Origin of the sequence: Massilia norwichensis (assembly GCF_024753245.1) — a bacterium.
Taxonomy (GTDB): Bacteria; Pseudomonadota; Gammaproteobacteria; order Burkholderiales; family Burkholderiaceae_D; genus Telluria; species Telluria norwichensis.
Genome location: NZ_JANUGX010000023.1, coordinates 62,515 through 82,298, shown reverse-complemented (window position 1 = coordinate 82,298; position 19,784 = coordinate 62,515). Strand labels below are relative to the sequence as shown.

14 protein-coding genes are annotated in these 19,784 nt (G+C 66.2%); 6 read left to right on the top strand and 8 right to left on the bottom strand.

Annotation, left to right across the window (positions count from 1 at the left end):
* Nucleotides 1-10: 10 nt before the first annotated feature.
* The 3 genes from NX782_RS18190 to NX782_RS18180 form a co-directional block, all read right to left on the bottom strand.
* Nucleotides 11-1,648 (bottom strand): TldD/PmbA family protein, encoded by a 1,638-nt coding sequence (locus NX782_RS18190; RefSeq protein WP_258846894.1) that lies wholly within the window; start codon nucleotides 1,646-1,648, stop codon nucleotides 11-13.
* Nucleotides 1,649-1,733: 85 nt separating this feature from the next.
* The gene (locus NX782_RS18185; protein ID WP_258846893.1) at nucleotides 1,734-3,071 is read right to left on the bottom strand and encodes a TldD/PmbA family protein; all 1,338 of its coding nucleotides are present in this window, start codon (nucleotides 3,069-3,071) and stop codon (nucleotides 1,734-1,736) included.
* Between the two features lie 18 nt (nucleotides 3,072-3,089).
* Nucleotides 3,090-4,727: a TldD/PmbA family protein gene (locus NX782_RS18180; RefSeq protein ID WP_258846892.1), complete on the bottom strand. Its 1,638-nt coding sequence runs from the start codon at nucleotides 4,725-4,727 to the stop codon at nucleotides 3,090-3,092.
* A gap of 300 nt (nucleotides 4,728-5,027) precedes the next feature.
* On the opposite strand from NX782_RS18180, the gene NX782_RS18175 reads away from it, so the two are divergent.
* Nucleotides 5,028-5,813 (top strand): class I SAM-dependent methyltransferase, encoded by a 786-nt coding sequence (locus NX782_RS18175; RefSeq protein ID WP_258846891.1) that lies wholly within the window; start codon nucleotides 5,028-5,030, stop codon nucleotides 5,811-5,813.
* Between the two features lie 87 nt (nucleotides 5,814-5,900).
* Complete coding sequence (locus NX782_RS18170; RefSeq protein ID WP_258846890.1) at nucleotides 5,901-6,860, top strand: hypothetical protein; 960 nt, start codon at nucleotides 5,901-5,903, stop codon at nucleotides 6,858-6,860.
* A gap of 39 nt (nucleotides 6,861-6,899) precedes the next feature.
* Here the strand turns inward: NX782_RS18170 and NX782_RS18165 are convergent, their stop codons facing one another.
* Nucleotides 6,900-8,531 (bottom strand): serine hydrolase, encoded by a 1,632-nt coding sequence (locus NX782_RS18165; RefSeq protein ID WP_258846915.1) that lies wholly within the window; start codon nucleotides 8,529-8,531, stop codon nucleotides 6,900-6,902.
* A gap of 154 nt (nucleotides 8,532-8,685) precedes the next feature.
* On the opposite strand from NX782_RS18165, the gene NX782_RS18160 reads away from it, so the two are divergent.
* Entirely contained in the window at nucleotides 8,686-9,261 is a 576-nt protein-coding gene (locus tag NX782_RS18160; protein WP_258846889.1) for a TMEM165/GDT1 family protein, read from the top strand.
* Between the two features lie 43 nt (nucleotides 9,262-9,304).
* Here the strand turns inward: NX782_RS18160 and NX782_RS18155 are convergent, their stop codons facing one another.
* The 3 genes from NX782_RS18155 to NX782_RS18145 form a co-directional block, all read right to left on the bottom strand.
* Nucleotides 9,305-10,984 carry a CehA/McbA family metallohydrolase gene (locus tag NX782_RS18155; RefSeq protein ID WP_258846888.1) on the bottom strand — a complete coding sequence of 560 codons (1,680 nt, stop codon included), beginning with the start codon at nucleotides 10,982-10,984 and terminating at the stop codon, nucleotides 9,305-9,307.
* A 96-nt stretch (nucleotides 10,985-11,080) separates the two neighbouring features.
* On the bottom strand, nucleotides 11,081-11,977 hold the full coding sequence (locus tag NX782_RS18150) for an outer envelope protein (protein ID WP_258846887.1): 897 nt from the start codon (nucleotides 11,975-11,977) through the stop codon (nucleotides 11,081-11,083).
* A gap of 136 nt (nucleotides 11,978-12,113) precedes the next feature.
* Nucleotides 12,114-14,213, bottom strand: coding sequence for an aminotransferase class V-fold PLP-dependent enzyme (locus tag NX782_RS18145; protein ID WP_258846886.1), 2,100 nt, complete (start codon nucleotides 14,211-14,213; stop codon nucleotides 12,114-12,116).
* A 162-nt stretch (nucleotides 14,214-14,375) separates the two neighbouring features.
* On the opposite strand from NX782_RS18145, the gene NX782_RS18140 reads away from it, so the two are divergent.
* The 3 genes from NX782_RS18140 to NX782_RS18130 are packed head-to-tail and all read left to right on the top strand — an operon-like array spanning nucleotide 14,376 to nucleotide 17,916.
* The gene (locus NX782_RS18140) at nucleotides 14,376-14,861 is read left to right on the top strand and encodes an Lrp/AsnC family transcriptional regulator (protein WP_258846885.1); all 486 of its coding nucleotides are present in this window, start codon (nucleotides 14,376-14,378) and stop codon (nucleotides 14,859-14,861) included.
* A gap of 52 nt (nucleotides 14,862-14,913) precedes the next feature.
* Entirely contained in the window at nucleotides 14,914-16,053 is a 1,140-nt protein-coding gene (locus NX782_RS18135) for a branched-chain amino acid ABC transporter substrate-binding protein (protein ID WP_258846884.1), read from the top strand.
* Between the two features lie 27 nt (nucleotides 16,054-16,080).
* Nucleotides 16,081-17,916 carry a DUF885 domain-containing protein gene (locus tag NX782_RS18130; RefSeq protein ID WP_258846883.1) on the top strand — a complete coding sequence of 612 codons (1,836 nt, stop codon included), beginning with the start codon at nucleotides 16,081-16,083 and terminating at the stop codon, nucleotides 17,914-17,916.
* A gap of 147 nt (nucleotides 17,917-18,063) precedes the next feature.
* On the opposite strand, the gene NX782_RS18125 is transcribed toward NX782_RS18130, so the two are convergent.
* Nucleotides 18,064-19,767, bottom strand: a complete 1,704-nt coding sequence (locus NX782_RS18125; protein WP_258846882.1) for a PQQ-dependent sugar dehydrogenase — start codon at nucleotides 19,765-19,767, stop codon at nucleotides 18,064-18,066.
* Nucleotides 19,768-19,784: the final 17 nt, after the last annotated feature.

Here is a 19,784-nt window from a genome sequence, read left to right as displayed (position 1 = left end):
GAAGTCCTCGTTAGCCGATCTTGCGGCCGGTATTGATCACTTTGACGCCGTTGAAGCGCGTGGTCGCCGCACCATGCGAGACCGCGCTGACCTGGCTGGGCTGGCCCTTGCCGTCGAAGAAGGAACCGCTCATGCGCCAGTCGCGCTCGTCGCAGATGGCGCTGCAGGCGTTCCAGAATTCCTGGGTGTTCGACTGGTAGGCGACGTCTTCGAGCATGGGGCCGATCTTGCCGTCCTTGATCTCGAAATAGAGCTGGCCGCCGAACTGGAAGTTGTAGCGCTGCTGGTCGATCGAGTAGGAGCCGCGGCCCAGGATGTAGATGCCCTTCTTGACGTCCTCCACCATCTGATCGGGCGTCAATCGCTTCGAGCCGGCGGCCAGCGAGACGTTCGGCATGCGCTGGAACTGCACGCGGCTCCAGCTGTCCGCATACGAGCAGCCGTGCGATTCCTTCTCGCCGATGATGTGGGCCTGGTCGCGCGTGGCCTGGTAATTGACCAGGATGCCGTCCTTGATGATGTCCCAGCGCTTCGGCTGGACGCCTTCGTCGTCGTAGCCGACCGCGCCCAGCGAACCGGGCGTGCTTTTGTCGGCGAAGAAGTTCACCTTGTTCGAGCCGAACTGGAATTTCCTGGTCTCCCACTTGTCCAGCGTGCAGAAGCTGGTGCCGGCGTAGTTGGCCTCGTAGCCCAGCACGCGGTCCAGTTCCGTCGGGTGTCCAACGGACTCGTGGATCGTCAGGAACAGGTTTTCCGGCGCGATCACCAGGTCGTACTTGCCCGGCTCGACGCTCTTCGCGCTCAGCTTCTCGCGCGCCTGGCGGCCGGCATTGCGCGCCTCTTCGACGATGTCGTAGCCGCCGTTGTAGAGCGTGGTGACGCCGCCCGCGGCGCGCAGCTTGTGCTCCGGGCGCGCATCGAAGTATTCGTAACCCATGCCGACCGGCGGCGCCAGGCCGGCACGCGAGCGGAACTTGCCGGTCGCCTTGTCGACCGCGGTGGCGGTCAGCGGCGCCCACAGGCGGTGGATGTCCTGGTCGATCCAGGAGCCGTCGATCGAGGCGAAGTACTTCTGCTGGTTCACCTGGAACAAATTGGCCGTCATGAAGCTGGCGCCGGCATCCAGGCCGGCCTTGTTGGCGGCGATCAGCATCTCGGCCTTGTCCTTGACCGGGACGCTACGCCAATCCTTCTTGATCGGCGTGGCCCAGGCCACTTCTCCCACACCCTTGGTCGGCGCCAGGCGCACCGGTTCCGTCTGCAGTTTGGCGTTGGCGCGCGCGATCGCCACCGCCTGGCGCGCGGCATTGGCGACCGCGTCCGGGTTCATCGCATTGGTGGCGGCAAAGCCGTAGGCGCCATCGGCGATCACGCGCACGCCAACGCCACTGGACTCGGTGTTCGTCACGCTCTGCACCGTAAGGTCGCGCGTGTTGATGAACTGGTTCAGGTAGCGCCCGATGCGCACGTCGCAATAGCTGGCGCCGGCCTTGGTCGCCGCGTTCAGGGCGGCATCGGCCAGCGCCTTCTTGAGGCTGAGCGGCATGGTCGATTGCAGCTCTTCGGCGGCGATGGCGTTGCCGAAGACCGGGACCAGCATGGCGCCGGCGGTGCCGGCGGCGAGAGTGAGGAAAGTACGGCGTTCCATTGAATCTCCATGAGCGTGGACTCAGGGAGTCCACCCTACGTTTGCCACGGTTCGTAGGGTGGGCACCCCGTGCCCACGGTTTGCATCACACAGCGTCGGACAAGGACGTGAAGTTGAAATCCCTGACCTTCATCGGCGGAATCGACATCTGGAACGGCACCTCATCCCCACCAATGATCACCGGCCTGCCGATTTCCTCGATGTTGTTCAGCATGGTCACCGGGCTCTCGTTGAAGCGGAAGTTCTTGATCGGGTACTTGATCTTGCCGTTCTCGATATAGAAGGTGCCGTCGCGGGTCAGGCCGGTCAGCAGCACCGATTGCGGGTCGACCATGCGGATGTACCAGGTGCGGGTGACCAGGATGCCTTTCTTGGTGCTGGCGATCAGGTCGGCGGTCGATTTGTCGGTGCCGGCCATGATGATGTTGCCCGGGGTCGCGGTCGGGCGAACGCCCTTCTTCTTGGCCCAGAACTGCGAGTAGTTCAGGGCGTTGACCTTGCCGTCCTTGATGATGTCCATGCGCTCGCGCGCGATCAGGTTCTGGCTGTCCCATGGCAGCACCGGCACGTCCGGATTCCAGGGGTCGGCCCAGATGTTGACCTGGCTGTCGAACAGCTTGTCGCCCAGGCGCGAAGCGCCGCCCTTCTTCGACAGGAAGCTGCGGCCTTCGTCGGTCTGGCGCGCGTCGAAGCCGGACAGCATGAAGCCGAGCAGTTCGGAGGTCGCGGCCGGCTCCAGGATCACGGTGTAGCGGCCCGGTTCCAGCGCTTTCGCATCGACCGAGCGCAGTGCCTTCTCGATCGCCACGTCGGCCGCTTCGCGCGGGTCGAAGCGCGCGGCGTCGGTGGCCGAGCGCTTGACCCAGCCGGAGCCGCGCCCGTCTTCGGTGCGCACGGTGCAGGTGAAATCGAGGCCGGTCTGGTCCTGGTGGCCGAACACGCCGTTGGAATTGGCGACGCTGCTGAACGAGGTGTTGTCGGTGAAGAAGCCGGCAGCCACCAGCTTGTTCTTGCGGCAGGCTTCGATCGCGTAAGCGGCGGCCTGGGCGCGGAATTCCGGATCGATGGCGGCGGTCTTCTTGCTGAAGGTCTCGGAGGCACGGTAAGGCTGCTTGGCGACGGCCGGCATGAACTCCGGATTTTCCGGCGCCAGCTTGGCCAGGTCCTCGGCGCGGCGCACGGCCTTTTCCAGCGACTTGTCGTCGTACTCGTTGATGGTGGCGATGCCCTGGCGTTTGCCGAAGGCGACCTGCACGGCGATGCTGGTGTCTTCAGCCAGGCCGGCGGTGGAGACGGCATTGCGCGCGAAGCGGATATTGCCCTGGCGGCTGCCGTTCACGTTGACGCTGCATTCGTCGGCCTTGGACAGCGACAGCACGCGGTCGCAGATACGTTTGGTTTGTTCCTGGGTCAGGATGGTCATGGTCGTTGTGCTCCTGCCTTAGCCGATCTTGCGGGCGGTGTTGATGACATTGATGCCGTTGAAGCGCGCGGTACTCGAACCGTGCGACACGATGGAGATCTGCGGAGGCTGGCCCTTGCCGTCGAAGAAGGAGCCGCCCATGCGCCAGTCGCGCTCATCGCAGATCGCCGTGCAGGCATTCCAGAATTCCTGGGTGTTCGACTGGTAGGCCACGTCTTCCAGCATCTGGCCGATCTTGCCGTTGTTGATCTCGTAGAACAGCTGGCCGCCGAACTGGAAGTTGTAGCGCTGCTGGTCGATCGAGAACGAACCGTCGCCGACGATGTAGATGCCCTTCTTGATGTCCTTGACCATCTCGTCCGGGGTCATCTTTTTCTTGCCCGCCTGGAGCGAGACGTTCGGCATGCGCTGGAACTGCACGTTGCTCCAGCTGTCCGCGTACGAGCAGCCGTGCGATTCTTTTTCGCCGATGATGTGGGCCTGGTCGCGGGTGGCCTGGTAGTTGACCAGCACGCCGTCCTTGATGATGTCCCAGCGTTTGGTCTTGACGCCTTCGTCGTCGTAGCCGACGTTGCCGAGCGAGCCCGGGGTGACCTTGTCGGCCACGATGTTCACCAGCTTCGATCCGTAGTTGAAGTTCTTCGACTGCCATTTATCCAGGGTCGCGAAACTGGTGCCGGCGTAGTTGGCCTCGTAGCCCAGCACGCGGTCCAGTTCCGTCGGGTGGCCGACCGATTCGTGGATCGTCAGGTACAAATGCTCCGGCGAGAGCATCAGGTCGTACTTGCCCGGCACGACGGTCTTGGCGGTCAGCTTGCGCTTGGCATCGCGGCCGGCGGCGCGCGCGTCCTCGACGATGTCGTAGGAGTTGGTGTACAGCGTGGCGACACCGCCGGCGGCCTTGATCTTGTCTTCCTTGCGGCCGTCCAGGTATTCGTAGCCCATGCCGACCGGCGCCGACAGGCCCTGGCGCGAACGGAACTTGCCGGTGGCCTTGTCGACCGCGGTGGCGCTGACCGGCGCCCACAGGCGCTGGATGTCCTGGTCGATGTAGGAGCCGTCGGTCGAGGCGAAGTACTTCTGCTGGTTCACCTGGAACAGCATCGAATTCATGAAGGCTGCGCCGCCTTCCAGGCCGGCCTTGTTGGCGGCGATCAGCAGCTCGGCCTTTTCCTTGACCGGCACGGTGCGCCAGTCCTTCTTCACCGGCGTGGCCCACGACACCTCGCCCACGCCCTTGACTGGTGCAAGCTGCACCGGTTCGGACTGCAGCTTGGCATTGGCCTTGGCGATCGCCACCGCCTGGCGCGCGGCGCCGGCGACGCCGTCCGGGGTCATGTCGTTGGTGGCGGCAAAGCCGTAGGCGCCGTTGCAGACCACGCGCACGCCGATGCCGGCCGACTCGGTGTTGACCACGTTCTCGACGTTCAGGTCGCGCGTGATCACGTACTGGTTGAGGTAGCGGCCGATGCGCACGTCGCAATAGCTGGCGCCGGCCTTGGTGGCGGCGCCCAGCGCGGTATCGGCCAGCATTTTCTTGGCCGCGATCGGCATCGGGTTGAGCAGCTCTTCGGCAGCGATTGCGCGGCCGAAGACAGGCACCAGCATCGAGCCAAAAGCCAGGCTGCTGATGTTGAGGAAGGTACGGCGTTCCATGACGTCTCCTGAGGTGGACAGTGGGCCCGGCGGACGGACCGCTCTTGTTTTACTGCGCTTACACTTCTTCTCTAGCCGCTGAACGATATCAGCAAGCAAAGATTTTGAATAGGCAATCTTTATGCCATGCGCCTAAGCCCTTGCGTGTCCGCCCAAGATGTGTCCGCTCGGTGTCCGGGCAGTGTCCGCGCGGACACCGTGGATACATATATTTATTAACTTGACGACAAGCAGTGCCTGCTTGATGATCGCCGGGCGGCACGGCATGGCGCCGCTGCCACCGACCCTGGAGACGACACAATGAAACGATTCATCCTGGCCGCTGCCCTGCTGGCGGGCGGCCTGGCCGGCACCGCGCAGGCCGCCGACAATCAAGCGGACGACAGCCAGCTGCGCGCGGCGATCGCGGGCAGCCACCGCAGCAGCGCCAACGTGGCGCGCGATAGCTGGCGCCATCCCTACGAAACCCTGCGCTTCTTCGGCATCCAGCCGACCATGACCGTGGTCGAGCTGTCGCCGGGCGGCGGCTGGTACACCGAGATCCTGGCGCCCTACCTGCGCGATAACGGCAAGCTGATCGCCGCCGGCTCCATCGCCAAGACGCTGCTGGAGTCCAACCCGGCGGTGTATGACAAGGTCGTGCGAGGCGCCTTCAGTCCGCCAAAGGCCGTCTACAACTTCGCCCCGCCAAACAGCGTCGACATGGTGCTCACCTTCCGCAACGTGCACAACTTCGTCGCTCTGGGCGACGACAAGGTGAAGGACATGTTCAAGGCGCTGTACACCAGCCTGAAACCTGGCGGCGTGCTGGGCGTGACCGAACACCGCCTGCCCGAGTCCATGCCGCAGGACGCCGAGGCCTCCAGCGGCTATGTGCATGAGTCCTATGTGATCAAGATGGCGGAAAGCGCCGGCTTCAAGCTGGCCGCGAAGGCCGAGATCAACGCCAACCCGAAGGACAAGGCCGACCACAAGAACGGCGTGTGGGCGCTGCCGCCGACCCTGACCAACAAGGACGAAGACCGCGCAAAATACCAGGCCATCGGCGAGAGCGACCGCATGACGCTCAAGTTCGCAAAACCGTAAATACCTTCGATGCTCGCTGCGGCGAATGTGAAGCCGCAGTGAGTATTTGTGAATTTTTGACACAAGCCGGCGGTGTATAGTCGCCGCATGAAACTCATCCGTATCGTTGGCGCCGGCCCGAACAAGCGCCGATTCTTATCCCAGTCGCTGGTCTGGCTGGCCATGGTACCGGCCGCCGGCGGGGCGTTGGCGGCCCCGCAGCAGAGCGCGGAGCACCCTGCCGGCGTCAGTCCGGCGCAGCTGGCGGCGCTGGCCTTTCCCGGCTGGAGCGACAGCGCGGCCGGCCGGGTCCAGACCGTCACCCTGCCGCGCCTGCCCGGCATCTCGCGCAAGCCCCGCAGCGCCTGGAGCGAAGGCGCCAGGCGGGTGGTGGCCGAGCCGAAACTGGTGATACGCGTCGACGCCACCCACCTGACCCTGATTGCCGGCCTGGTACCGGCGGACGAAGGCAGCCAGCGCGCGGTCGACCATACGACGCCGATGGCGCTGGCCGCCTACCAGTTCGAGCAACGCAACGGCGCATGGAAACTGGCGGGGCGCCAGGGCGTGTTTGCGCTGCGCGGCTTCTTCGGCGAAGCGAGTCTGCGCGCAGTGGCGCTGTCGAGCCAGCGCCAGGCGGTGGCGGTGGAATACGGCAGCTGCTGGCAGGGCTATTGCGGGACCTGGCTTGCTTTGTATGAACTGGACAAGGGCGTGGCGCGCCAGCAGCCGGCGCTCGAGATGGCGCTGTCCGGCATCAACGTCGACAGTAACGGCGACTGCGTACGCCGCCTGCAGCCGCTGATCAAGCCGCATCCGCAGGAGCCGCGCGTGGACGACGACAGGACCGCGCCCGAGAGCCACGACTGCTACGCGGTCGAGAGCAACTGGACGATCGAACCGGCACGCGATCTGCCGGGCGACTTCACGATCCGCTACCAGGGCGCGATCAGCCGCGCCGATGCGCATGCCCTGGCGCCGAGCGCGATCGACCAACGCCAGGTGCTGCGCTACAGCGGCGGCAAGTACCGGGCCATATCGGGTTTCAACCCGGTGCCCCCCATCTAAGCCACACCGTCGCCCCCGCGAAGGCGGGGGCCCAAGCTGTTACTTCTTCACCGGCGTGAAGTTCAGATCCTGGAAGTCGTAGCTGAAGTCGGTCTCGGTGGAGATCGGCTGCATCTTCATGCGCTCGATGCTGCCGTCCGGGTTCAGTGCGAAGGTGACGTAGGCGTCGGCGTTGAAGTTGCGCTCCTTCCAGCGCACGATGAAGGTGTCGTGCTGGTAGTGCTCCAGCTCTCCGGTCAGGTCCGGGGTGCGCGACAGCGACAGGATCTGCTTGCCGCCCACATGCTTGATCGAGGCGATGCCGTACCACGGATCCTGGTAGTCGCCGTCGTAGGCGCTGCGCGCCAGCGACGGCTGGGATTTGGCGGCGCGGGCAGCGGAGGTCTTGGCCAGGCGCGCCTTTTCCTTGGCGTGCATCTCGTCCTCGACCGCGGCGACGGCGCCGATCCAGTCGGTCTTGTCGTCCTTATCCACCAGGCGGCCCAGCAACTGCCACTGCAGCGCGTTCAAGGAGCCGCCGCTCTCGGCGTTGGTGAGGATGGCGATGCCCAGCTTCTCTTCCGGCACCAGCACCACTTTCGAATAGAAGCCCTGCAGCGCGCCGCTGTGCAGCGCCAGCAGCCTGCCGTGGTAGTCGCGCAGCTGGAAGCCCAGGCCGTAGGCGGCGAAGTTGGCACGGGTGCCGGCCAGCTTCGCGTTCGGTTCGCCGGTGCGCATCGGCGTCTGCGCGGTCCACAGTTCGCGCGCCTGCTTGGCGCTGAACAGGCGTGCTTCCTTGCCGTCCGCCGCCGCGTTGGCAGCGGCCGGCAGTTTGCCCTGCGCCAGCAGCACGTTCATCCAGCGCGCGATGTCCTCGGCGTTGGTGTTGATGCCGACCGCGCCGACCGCGTTCGGCACCGGCATCGCCTTCACGGCGGCGATCCTGTCGTTGATCTTGCTGTGGGCGTTGGCGACGTTCGGATTGCCCGCATTCTCGGCCAGGCTGGTGGTCGTCGTGGTCATGCCGACCGGGGTCAGGATGCGCTCGCGGATGGCCTCGCCCCAGGTCTTGCCGGACTTCGCGGCGATGATCTTGCCGGCCACGATGTACAGCAGGTTGTCGTAGGCGTAGCTGCTGCGGAAGCTGGTCGCCGGCGGAATGTAGCGCAGCTTGTGGATGATCTCGTCGGTGCTGAAGCTGGTGGTCGGCCACCACAGCAGGTCGCCGGCGCCCAGGCCCAGGCCGCTGCGGTGGGTCAGCAGGTCGCGCACCGTCATCTCGTGGGTGACGTAGGCATCGTACATCTGGAAGTCCGGCAGGTGCTTGGTGACCGGATCGTCCCAGGCCAGCTTGCCCTCGTCGACCAGCATCGCCAGCGCGGCGGCGGTAAAGGCTTTCGAGTTCGAGGCGACTTCGAACAGGGTCTTGGCGTCGACCTTGTCGGGCGCGCCGAGCTTGCGCACGCCGAAGCCCTGCGCGGCCAGCACCTGGCCATCCTTGACGATGGCGATGGCGATGCCCGGTACGTCGAACTGCTTCATGACGCGCTCGACGTCGGTGGACAGCCAGGCAAGCTGGCTGGCGGCCGGGCTGACGGCGCTGACGGCGTTGACGGCCGGTGCGGCCGCCGGGGTTTGCGCCAGGGCGGCGCCGGAGAAGGCGATCAGGAGGGCTGCTGCGATGCGGTTCATGGAGTGCACGGGTGAGGTCCTTGGCTGGAGACTGGCTGGATAAACAGGCGCGAGCAGGATAGCACTTCGGTCCTGTGGCCGAAAGATGCAATACGGTGCCGGCGAGCCGCCTCTGCTATGATCGCGCCTTTGCTCCTCCCTCCTGTCGCTTCACATGGACGCCTTCCTCGTTTCCACCGGCATCGTCGCGCTCGCAGAAATCGGCGACAAGACCCAGTTGCTGGCCTTCCTGCTGGCCGCCCGTTTCCGCCGTCCGCTGCCCATCGTTTTCGGCATCTTCGTCGCCACCATCGCCAACCACGCGTTTGCCGCCGCGGTCGGCGCGCTGGTCAGCAAGCTGCTGGGGCCCGAGGTGATGCGCTGGGTGCTGGGCCTGGCCTTCATCGGCATGGCGGCCTGGATCATGGTCCCGGACGATATCGACGGCAACGAATCGACCGGCGCACGCTTCGGCGTCTTCATGACCACCGTGATCGCCTTCTTCCTGGCCGAGATGGGCGACAAGACCCAGGTGGCGACGGTGGCGCTGGCCGCGCGCTATACCAGCGCGGTGGCGGTGGTGGCCGGCACCACGCTGGGCATGATGCTGGCGAACGTGCCGGCCGTGTACTTCGGCGACCGCATCGCCGGCCGCGTGCCGCTGAAGCTGGTGCACGGGCTGGCGGCGCTGATCTTCCTGGTGCTGGGCGTGGCGACGCTGCTCGGGGCCGGCCAAAACCTGGGCTTTTGAGGCGCCGGGTTTCCGATCGCCGCGCGGGCACGGGGTGCCCGCCCTAGCTTTCATCCGCCGCCTGCTCGACCCACACCGGCGCCGACCACAGTACCCTGCCGTCGTCCTGGGTCAGCTTCGCGTAATAGAAGTGCGGTCCCGGCTTCGGCACGATGGTTGCCGTCGCCGCATCGGTCAGCTGGGTCACCGTGCCGTTCCGCCCCGGCACCCCTTCCATGATCGCCACCGTGGCCGCCTGCCGGCCGGCGCCGTTCGCGAACTGCACGCTGAGCTGGAGCGGCCCACGGTTCTCGAAGCGCTCGCCCATCAGGTGGCCGTTCGCCGACAACACGATCTGCGCATCCTTGTCCATGGTCGCGAACACGCGGCGTGCCTTGAGTGCGGCGACGAAGCTGTCGCGGTTCAGCGGCTCGCCGTTCGGGATCAGCACCGCGGTGCGGTTGGTGTAGGACGCGCCCCAGTTGGCGCAGTGGTTGTCCTGGTTGCTGCTGAAGGCGACGTGGTAGCCGGCTTCCAGCAGCTTGTTGCAGGCTGCCTCGAAGTTGCTGCGCCGGGTCTCGCCTTCCCTGTCGTTGGTCGAGAAGGCCGAGGTGTTCATCACTTCGCACAAGGCCATCGCCTCGTCGCCGTCCGCGGTGTACGCCAGCGGCACGCCGTTCACCTTGAACTGGTCCTTGGCCGAAGGATGGTTGAACTGGCCGATCCAGCCCTGCTTTCGCATCAGCGTGTACAGCGCGCCGTAGTCGTTGCGCGGACTCAGCGTATCGGCCAGCAGCTCGCCCTTGCCGTTCTTTTCCCAGCCCAGCAGCTCGTCGCTGTTGAAGATGTTCAGGTGGCCGCCGTTGCTGATCACGCCCCACTCCATGCCGTACAGCGCCAGGAAATCGCGGTGCTGCTCGCTGAAGGCGCGCGCCGTCTCCAGGCCGGAGCGGTACAGCGCTTTGGCGGCGTCGGGATCGGCGCCGGCGTTGGTGCCGTCCGAGCCGTCGAACATGTGGTTGTGCTCAGAGACCATCAGCATGTCGAGGCCGTGTTCACGGGCGTAGGGAAAGGCGGCATCCGGGCCGAAGGGCGCGGTCTGCGGATCCTGGGCGCCTTTGCAGGCATCGAGCGCGGCGCCACCGTCGCTGTGGCTGGTCTGGCTGTGCAGGTTGCCGTAATAGACCGTGTAGGGCAGCGCACCCGGTGCCGGCGCCGCCTGCAGCACGCCGCGCCGGCCGGGCAGCGGCGCAAAAGCCGGCAATGCGGGCGCCGCCGGATTGCCGACCGCGATGTCCCAAGACTGCTCGACTTCTTCGCTGCCGCTTGCCGCGCGCAGGCGCACCTTGTACACGCCGGGCACCGGCGGCCGGCTCCCCAGCTTGCCCTGCCAGCGCACCGGGACGTCGAGCGGCCGGCCGTTCAGGGTCGCCCGGCCCTGCCAGCGCGCGACCAGCCGGCCGTTCGGCGCCACCAGCTCGAGGCGCCAGTGCACGCCGCGACGCGCCCGCAGGCCCGGGTAATCGAAGGACAGGGTGAAGGTACGCGCATCGAGGCCGCGCTGCTCGCCATGGTAGGGCGCGCTCAGGGTGGCCTCGAATTCCTGATGCTCGTGCTGCGCCGGTGCAGCTGGTAGCGCGGTGACTGCAGCCGCTGCGGCAACGCTGAAGTGGAAGAAACTGGCGGCTGCGACGGCGACGCAGCAGGGCCAGACCAGGGGCGGGAGTGTGGATGAGGTTTTCATGATGCAATTTTTGCAATTGCATCATTCCCTCATCTTGACCCCTGGATCATAACAATATGAAATTGTTATTAATTATTTGATAAAAATGAAGCGGTATCAGAAATGGTATTCGGCGCGTACCATCGGCGTGCTGGCGCGCTGCCCGCGGTTGCCGGTCGTGGCCGCCGTGTTGCCGAATTTGTTGTTCCAGAACTGGTACTCGACGCCGAGGCGGAAGCGGTTCTTCGGCTGGCCGAAGCGGCTGCCGATGTCGACCATCAGCTGCATGTCGAGGTTGGTCTCGGCGCCGGTCGGGTTACCGACCTCGTCGCGGCCCTTGGCGGCGATGTAGTTCAGGTAGCCTTCGAAGGACCAGCCCGCTCCCCAGCCACCGAGCCAGCTGTCCGGCACCGGAATGCCCCAGGTGGCCGAGAACATCGGGTGGGTCTCGTAGGTGTAGCGGCTGCGCACCTCGGAGATCGGCGGGAAGGCGCCGCTCGGCGCATTGCTCTCGCGGAGCAGCATGACGCCGGTGCTGAGGAAGCCCGGCACATTCCACATCAGGGTCGGGCCCACCACCAGCATGCGCTTGCGCGAGTTGTAGCCGATGTCGTTCTTGGTATTCCAGTCGAAGCCCAGCACCAGGCCCAGGCCCTTGACGGGGCCGTAGGCGATGGGGGCGCCGCGCAATGCGCCGATATCGAGCGTGTGGCGGTAGACGATATAGGCTTCCTGGGCGCCCTCGCTCTGGTTCAGCGAACCCGGGTCGTTGCTGTCCGACTGCAGCAGGTCGACATTGAAATAGTTCGAGCCGTACTTGTAGCCGCTGGCATGGGTCAGCGCGAAGATGTGCTTCTTGATGTCGGCCGGGTTGTAGGGCTCGCGGAAGCGCTGCCCGTAGCGCCAGCTGATGGCCGTGTCGCTCCAGTCGGCGGCGCCGGCGGGTGCGGCACTGGCGGCAAAGACCAGGAACCCGAGCGCGGCCAGGGCCGCGGCGTTCGTACGTTCACTCATGAGGTTCTCTATCGGAAGGTGATTGTTCATGCTGGGATAGCGCTAGTGTAGCGGGAAGCCGCCACAGCCGGTGAGTCTTGTGGCGCCCACGCCAAAGACCCGCCGACGTCTGCTGCGCCAGACGGTGATTTCGCTATCAGCAAAGCGCCAGGCCGCCAACCAGGCTCCAGGCCTGGGGATGGCCCAGCCGCTGCAGGCACAGGGCGGCGCGCGCGCTGCGGTTGCCGCTGCGGCAAACGAACACCAGTGGGCGCTGGGGCGCCGCCAGCAGCTGGCCGAGATGCTCGGCCAGGCGCGACAGCGGCAACGCCTGCGCTTCGCGTCCGTGCAGCCGCGCCACGCCCGCCGCCAGTTCGCCGGCTTCGCGCACGTCGACCAGCAGCGCATCCGCGTGCGTGCGCAGGAAGTCGTCCAGGCGCGCCGGCTGCAGTTGCCGCACTTGCTCCGTCACTTGCGCCATCTTCTGCGCCACCCTGCGCATGCCTTCCGCCGTGCTGCACGGCGCACCGTCGACGTCGACACCATGGCACAGCACCGTCGCGCCATCGATCAGGCGCGCAAGCATCTGCCCGCCGCCATCCGCCATCGCGATCCCGCCAATGAAAGCCAGGCGCACCGCCGCGGCATCCAACCGGCCTTCCTGTGCGCGTCCCAGCAGGTAGATGGCGCCGTCTTCATGCGTCAGCCGCACCAGGACTTCGTCGCCGATTGTCAGCGCCGGCGCCGTGCTGCCGTCGGCCAGCGTCACCATGCCCGCATCGCGCCGGTCCCCGGGCCAGCCGAGCGTTTCCGCATCGGCCGGCTTCAAGTCGAGGGCGGTACGCAATCCGGCGCAGGCATCGGCAGCGGCCGGCTCGGCATGGGTGCCCAGCACGGCCAGCATGCGCAGGCCGCTGTTTTGAATCTGGGCCGCCAGCCGCGCCGCCATGCCGGCCGGCGGATCGATCGCCACGCAGCTGCCGGCATCCATGTCGAACAGGATCCAGCCGTGGCGGCCCTCGCCGCTCAGTTGCAGCAGGCCGCGCTGCTCTCCGCTGAGCGTGGACGGTGCCAGCGCCGGATGGCGCGCCACCTGGCCGCAACGGCGGATGCGCGCGCACGCCTCGTCGATGAAATCGTCGGTCGCCAGCGGCCCGAACGAGAGACGGACGGCGCCAGCGGTGCGCCATGCCGGCAGCCCCATCGCTTCGAGCACGTAGCTGGGCGCGGCCTTGGCTGCCGAGCAGGCCGAGCCCGCGCTGACGCGTACGCCTGCGGCATCGAACAGGTCGAGCAGTTCCTTGCTGGCCATGTCCGGCACCGCGAAATTCAGCGTGGTCGGCAGCGCCATGTCGAAAGGCGCGTTGAACACGATGCCGGGAAAGGCCTCGCGCAGCGCCGCCGCCATGCGCTCGCGCATCGCCGCCATCTCGGCGTGGCTGCGGAAGGTGCCGCCCTCTTCCAGCGCGGCCAGCACCGCGCCGAGCGCCGCGATGCCGACCATGTTCTCGGTGCCGGAGCGCTGGCCCGCTTCCTGGCCGCCGCCGATCATCAAGGGGGTGTAGGGCGCGCCCTCGCGCACATACAGCATGCCGATGCCCTTCGGCGCATACAGCTTGTGGCCCGAGAAGGGCGCGTAGTCGATGCGGGTAGAGGCCAGGTTCAGGGGCAGCTTGCCGAGCGCCTGCACGCAATCGACCATCCAGCAGGCCTGCGGCGCGCACGCCGCCAGCACGGCGGCGATGCCCTCGAGGTCCGAGATCACGCCGGTCTCGTTGTTGGCGGCCATGGTGCAGACCATTGCCGCGCGCGGCGCCAGCTCGCGCAGCAGATCCAGGCGATGACGCCCGGCGCCGTCGACCGGCAGCGCGCACAGCGTGAGGCCGGTGCCGAGCAGGCGGTTCCAGTGCGCCAGGCTTTCCGACACCGCCTTGTGCTCGGTGGCGCCGTAGACCAGCAGCTCACCCACCTTCTCGCCTGCGGCGCGGCGCTCGCGCACTGCGCACAGTGCCGACAGCACCGCGGTCTGGATGCCTTCGGTGGCGCCGCTGGTGAACAGCACCCGGCCACCCGGTGCGCCCAGCACGCGCCGGGCACGCGCGCGCACGCTGTCGAGGGTCGCTTTGGCGCGCAGGCCGGTCGCATGGCTGCTGCTCGGGTTACCGAAGCAGGCCTGCATCGTTTCCAGCGCGGCGCTGGCGGCGGCGGGCAGCACGGGTGAGGTGGCGTTGGCGTCGAGGTAGATGTCGTGACTCATGAATAACAACCGAAAAAATTGCTAAAAACAAAAAATAATATGCGCACAAGGTTCCATACTTGAGTAATATGTTACGGACTGACGCAGAATAAGATGTACTAAAATTCCTTTGTTTTCGTCTCAAAGCAGAACTGGCATTCTCATTCTTACTGCATAAGAAAAATGAACTCACTCGACAAATACGATTGTGCGATTCTTGCCGCCCTGCAGGCGGACGCCACCCTGTCGATTTCCGGGCTGAGCGAAAAAGTCGGCTTGTCCAGCACGCCATGCTGGAAACGCGTCAAGCGCCTGGAGGAAGAGGGCTATATCGAAAGCCGGGTCAGCATCGTCAACCGCAACAAGGTGGGCCTGCCGGTCACGGTCTTCGTCAGCGTGCGCGCCAAGGAGCACGATGAAAAATGGCTGGAGCGCTTCGCCTCGGCCGTGGTCTCCCTGCCCGAAGTGCTCGAATTCCACCGCATGAGCGGCGACATCGACTACCTGCTGAAAGTGGTCACCACCGACATCGAAGGCTACGACCGCTTCTACAAGAAGCTGATCAAGACGGCCCAGCTGGCCGGCGTTTCCTCGGCCTTCTCGATGGAGCAGATCAAGTGCACCACCGCGCTGCCGCTGGAACTGATTTCGCACGGACTCGCTGCCTGAAATAAATCATGCGATGATGGCGCCCGTTGGAACATCACGGAGACACACAAGAATGCCATCGAAATTCAAGATTGCGCCGCTGGCGCTGGCCGCCGCTTTGCTCATGTCCGGCGCAGCCGCCCAGGCCCAGGAACAGGTCGTGCGCATCGGCGTGAGCGGCCCGCTGTCGGGCGCGAACGCCTTTGCCGGCAAGGACAACGAAAACGGCGTGCGCCTGGCGGTCGAAGAACTCAACGCGCAAAAGCTCAAGGCCGGCGGCAAGACCCTGCGTTTCGAACTCATGTCCGAAGACGACCAGGGCGACCCCAAGGCCGGCGTGAACGTGGCCCAGAAATTCGCCGACGCCGGCGTCAAGTTCGTGCTCGGCCCGTACAACTCGGGCGTCGCGATTCCCGCCTCGCGCGTGTACAACGATGCCGGCATCCTGATGTCGACGGTCGGCACCAACCCGAAGATCACGCAGTCGCGCTACCCGCACGTGTTCCGCATCGTCGCCAGCGACAACCAGGTCGGCGGCTCGATGGCGGCCTACGCGGCGAAGGAAATGAAGATCAAGACCGTCGGCGTGATCGACGACCGCACCGCCTTCGGCCAGGGCATCGCCGAGGAGTTCGCCAAGCAGGCGCGCGCCTCCGGCCTGAACGTGGCCGGCCGCGAATTCACCAACGACAAGGCCAGCGACTTTTCCGCCATCCTGACCGCCTTCCGCGCCAGGAAGGTCGATGCGATCTTCTTCGGCGGCTATGCGCCGCAGGGTGCACCGATGGCGCGCCAGATGAAGCAGCTCGGCATGGCGAACGTGCGCCTGCTCGGCGGCGACACCCTGTGCAGCCCGGAGATGGCCAAGCTGGGCGGCGATGCCGTCGGCGCCAACGTGCTGTGCGCCCAGGCCGGCGCCATGCTCGACAAGCAGCCCGGCGGCCCGGCCTTCAAGGCGCGCTATAAGCAGCGCTTCCAGCGCGAGCCGGACGTGTACGCACCGGCCTTCTATGACCAGACCATGTTCATCGCCCAGGCCATCAAGAGCGCGAACGCGGTCGATGCGGCAGCCGTCAGCAAGCATCTCCACGCCATGAGCTACCAGGGCGTGGCCGGCACCTACGGCTATGACGCGAACGGCAACCTGAAAAAGACCGCGGTGACGGTCTACACCTTCAAGGGTGGCGCGCTGGCGCCTCTGGCCAGCTATTAAACGACAGCCGTAAAGACTCTACCGAACATGAAACACACCCTGAAGCTCGGCGCGCTCGCCTGCGCCGCGATGCTTGCCTGCGCACCCGCCGGCGCCGCCGATAACCAAGCCGATAACCAAGCCGCCAACCAAGCCGCCAAGCCGGCCGCGACCAAAGCAGCCGACAGCGCCGAATCGCAGCGCCTGAACAAGCTGGCCGACGCGTACTACGATGCGATGGCGCGCTTCGACCCGGTCTCGGCCAGCGAGAGCGGCGACAGCCGTTTCAACGACCAGATCGGCATGTCGATCGCGCCGAAGAACCGCGCCGCCCAGTTCGCGCGCTACAAGGATTATTTGAAGCGCCTGCACGCGATCCGTCGCGACGCCCTGCCCGCGCGCGACCAGACCAGCTACGACATCCTCGACTACGAACTGCGCACCGCGCTGCGCTTCGAGGCCTTCCCCGAGCACCTGCTGCCGCTCAGCCAGATGGACAGCCTGCCGGTGATGCTGGCGAACTACGCCGGCGGCGAAGGCGCCCAGCCGCTGTCGACGGTGAAGGATTACCAGGCCTACCTGAGCCGCCTGGACCAGCTCGGCCCCTGGATCGACCAGGCCATCGCCAACATGCGCGAAGGGATCAAGCGCGGCGTGGTGCAGCCGAAGTCCATCATGCGCTCCAGCCTGCCCCAGTTCAAACAGCTGGTCGCGGCCAAGCCGGACGACAGCATCTATTTCACCCCGGTGAAGAAGATGCCGGCCTCGTTCGCCCAGCCGGACGGCAAGAAGCTGGCCAGCGCCTACCGTGCGGTCATCGAGCGCAAGCTGAATCCGGCGCTGCAGCGCCTGGTGGATTTCCTGGAGAAGGAATACATTCCGGCCTGCCGCGACAGCACCGGCTGGAACGCGCTGCCGCAAGGCGCCGAGTGGTACAAGGCACGCGTGGCCAGCCAGACCACGACCGATTTGCAGCCGGAGCAGATCCACCAGATCGGCCTGAAGGAAGTGGCGCGCATCCAGGGCGAATACGGCCGCATCGGCCCGCAGATGGGCTATAACGGCCCCGCCGCCGGCCTGCCGGCCTGGGTCGCGCAGCAGGCCAAGTACAAGCCGTTCACGACCGAGCAGGAAGTGCTGGCCGTCTACCGCAAGCTGGACGCCCAGCTGAAGACCACGCTGCCGGCGCTGTTCTCGCTGCGTCCCAAGACCCCGCTCGACATCCGCCTCGAGCCCGAGCTGTCGCGCGCCACCGCCTCCGACCACTACACGCCGCCGGCGGTGGACGGTTCGCGTCCGGGCGTGTTCTGGGCCGTGGTGAACGATCCGAAGCAGTACGGCAGCACCGGCATGGTCACGCTGTTCCTGCATGAGGGCCAGCCGGGCCACCACTTCCACATCGCCCTGATGCAGGAGCTGAATCTGCCGAACTTCCGCAAGTTCGGCGGCAACAATGCCTTCACCGAGGGCTGGGCGCTGTACGCCGAAACCCTGGGCAAGGAGATGGGTCTGTTCGACAAGCCGGAAGATTATTTCGGCCACCTGAACGACGAGATGCTGCGCGCGGCGCGCCTGGTGGTCGACACCGGCATGCACGAGAAGGGCTGGTCGCGCGAACAGGCGATCAAGTACTTCAGCGATACGCTGGGCTACAGCGAAGCCGATTCGCGCGCCCAGATCGAACGCTACATGGTGTGGCCGGGCCAGGCGCTGGGCTACAAGATCGGTTCGTTGAAGATCCAGGAACTGCGCCGCCGTGCGGAGTCGGCATTGGGCGCGAAGTTCAGCCTGCCGAAGTTCCACGAGATCGTGCTGGACGAAGGCACGCTGCCGCTGGCGCTGCTTGAGAAGAAGGTGGATCGGTGGATTGCCGAGTCTAAGTAACGCCCGGCGTCATCCCCGCGCAGGCGGGGATCCATACTGAGCAACAGAAACCGCTACGTCGGAAACATGTCGGTGTTATCGACGTACCGGCCACGGTTACTCAGCATGGGTTCCCGCCAAGGGGGCCGCCGAGGCCGGGAACGAGGTTCATTTTTCCGGCGCCACGCGCCACACCACCCCACCGGCATCGTCCACCACCAGCAGCGCCCCATCCTGCGCCACCGTCACCGCTGCCGGGCGGCCCCAGACGTCGCGGTCGGACAGCACCATGCCGGTCATGAAGTCCTGGTACTGGCCGGTCGGCACGCCGTTCTTCATCATCACGCGGATCACCTTGTAGCCGGTGCGGATGCCGCGGTTCCATGAGCCGTGCAGCGCCACGAAGATGTCGCCCTCGTACTCCTTCGGGAAGGCGTGCTTGGCGCCGGCCGGGGCCTGGTAGACCGTCATGCCGAGCGGCGCCGAATGGGCCTGGATCAGGGTGTCCGGCACGATCGCCCTGCCCTTCAGGTCGGGGCGGATGCCTTTCAGGCGTGGGTCTTCGTGGTCGCCCAGGTAGTACCACGGCCAGCCATAAAAGCCGCCCTGCTTCACGCGCGTCACATAGTCCGGCGGCAGGTTGTCGCCCAGCTCGTCGCGCTCGTTCACGCTGCAGAACAGGTCGCCGGTCTGCGGGTGCACCAGCATGCCGACGCAGTTGCGCAGGCCGTTGGCGAAGTTGCGGCGGTTCTTGCCGTCGGGGTCGAAGGCCAGCACCGTGGCGCGGTCGGTTTCCTCGGCCCAGGCGCCGCCCAGGCCGTGTTCCTTTTCCCACTGCGCCAGGGGCTGCGGCGGCGCCTTGCCGATGTCGCTGGCGACGTTGGTGGCGGAGCCGATGGAGACGAACAGGGTCTTGTCGTCCTTCGAGAACGCCAGCATGCGCGTGGTGTGGCCGCCGGTCGTGTCGCTCAGCTTCTCGACGATGGTTTCCGGTTCGCCCTTGGCCTTCAGGTCGCCGTTCGCATACGGGTAGCGCACCACCGAATTGACGTTGGCGACGTACAGGTATTTCGGGTTCGCGCCGGACGGCCACAGTGCCAGGCCGTAGGGGCGCGACAGGCCGCTGGCGAACACGCTCACGTTCTCCGCCTTGTCGCCGCCGGCGCCCGGGCGCAGGATGCTGACCTGGCCCTTGCTGGCTTCGGAGACGATGATGTCGCCGTTCGGCGCGCGCAGCGCCAGGCGCGCCTTGCCGGTGTCGCCGGCGAAGGTCGTGACCTTGAAGCCTTTCGGCACGGCCGGCAGGGCGCCGCTTGGCCTCGCGGCCACCTTCGGACCATTGCCGGCGCTCTCGCTGGCATACGGCGCGACGAGTTTGTCGACGGTGAGGTGGTGCAGGTCGCCCGGTTTATCCTCGGTCCAGGCGCCACCCTTGTCGCTGCCGGCTGGCTTGGCTGCCGCTGCCGTGGCCGATGCGGCCGGTGCCGCCTTGCCGCTCTGCGCCGCCAGGTAATCGATCACGGCGGCACGCGCCTTGCCGTCGGCGATCCCGATCGGCATCGTGGTGCCCGGCACGTCCTTGCTCGGGTCGCGCAGGAAGACGTCCAGCTCTTCGCGGGTCCAGGTCTTGCCGGCGGCGCCGGCTTTGCTCAGCGCATCCGTGTAGTTGTAGCCGGCCACCGCCGCGGCCTTGCGGCCCACCACGTTGTACAGGCCCGGGCCGGCGCGCGAACCCAGCCTGGCGTCGACCGTGTGGCAGCTGGCGCAGTTGCGCTCGAAGTAGGTCTGGCCGGCCGAAGGCGCGGCCTGCGCCGGCCCGGTGCCGATCAAAGCCAGCGCGGCGACTTGAGCCGCCAGGATGGTGCGATGCATATCGTTCTCCTTGTGAT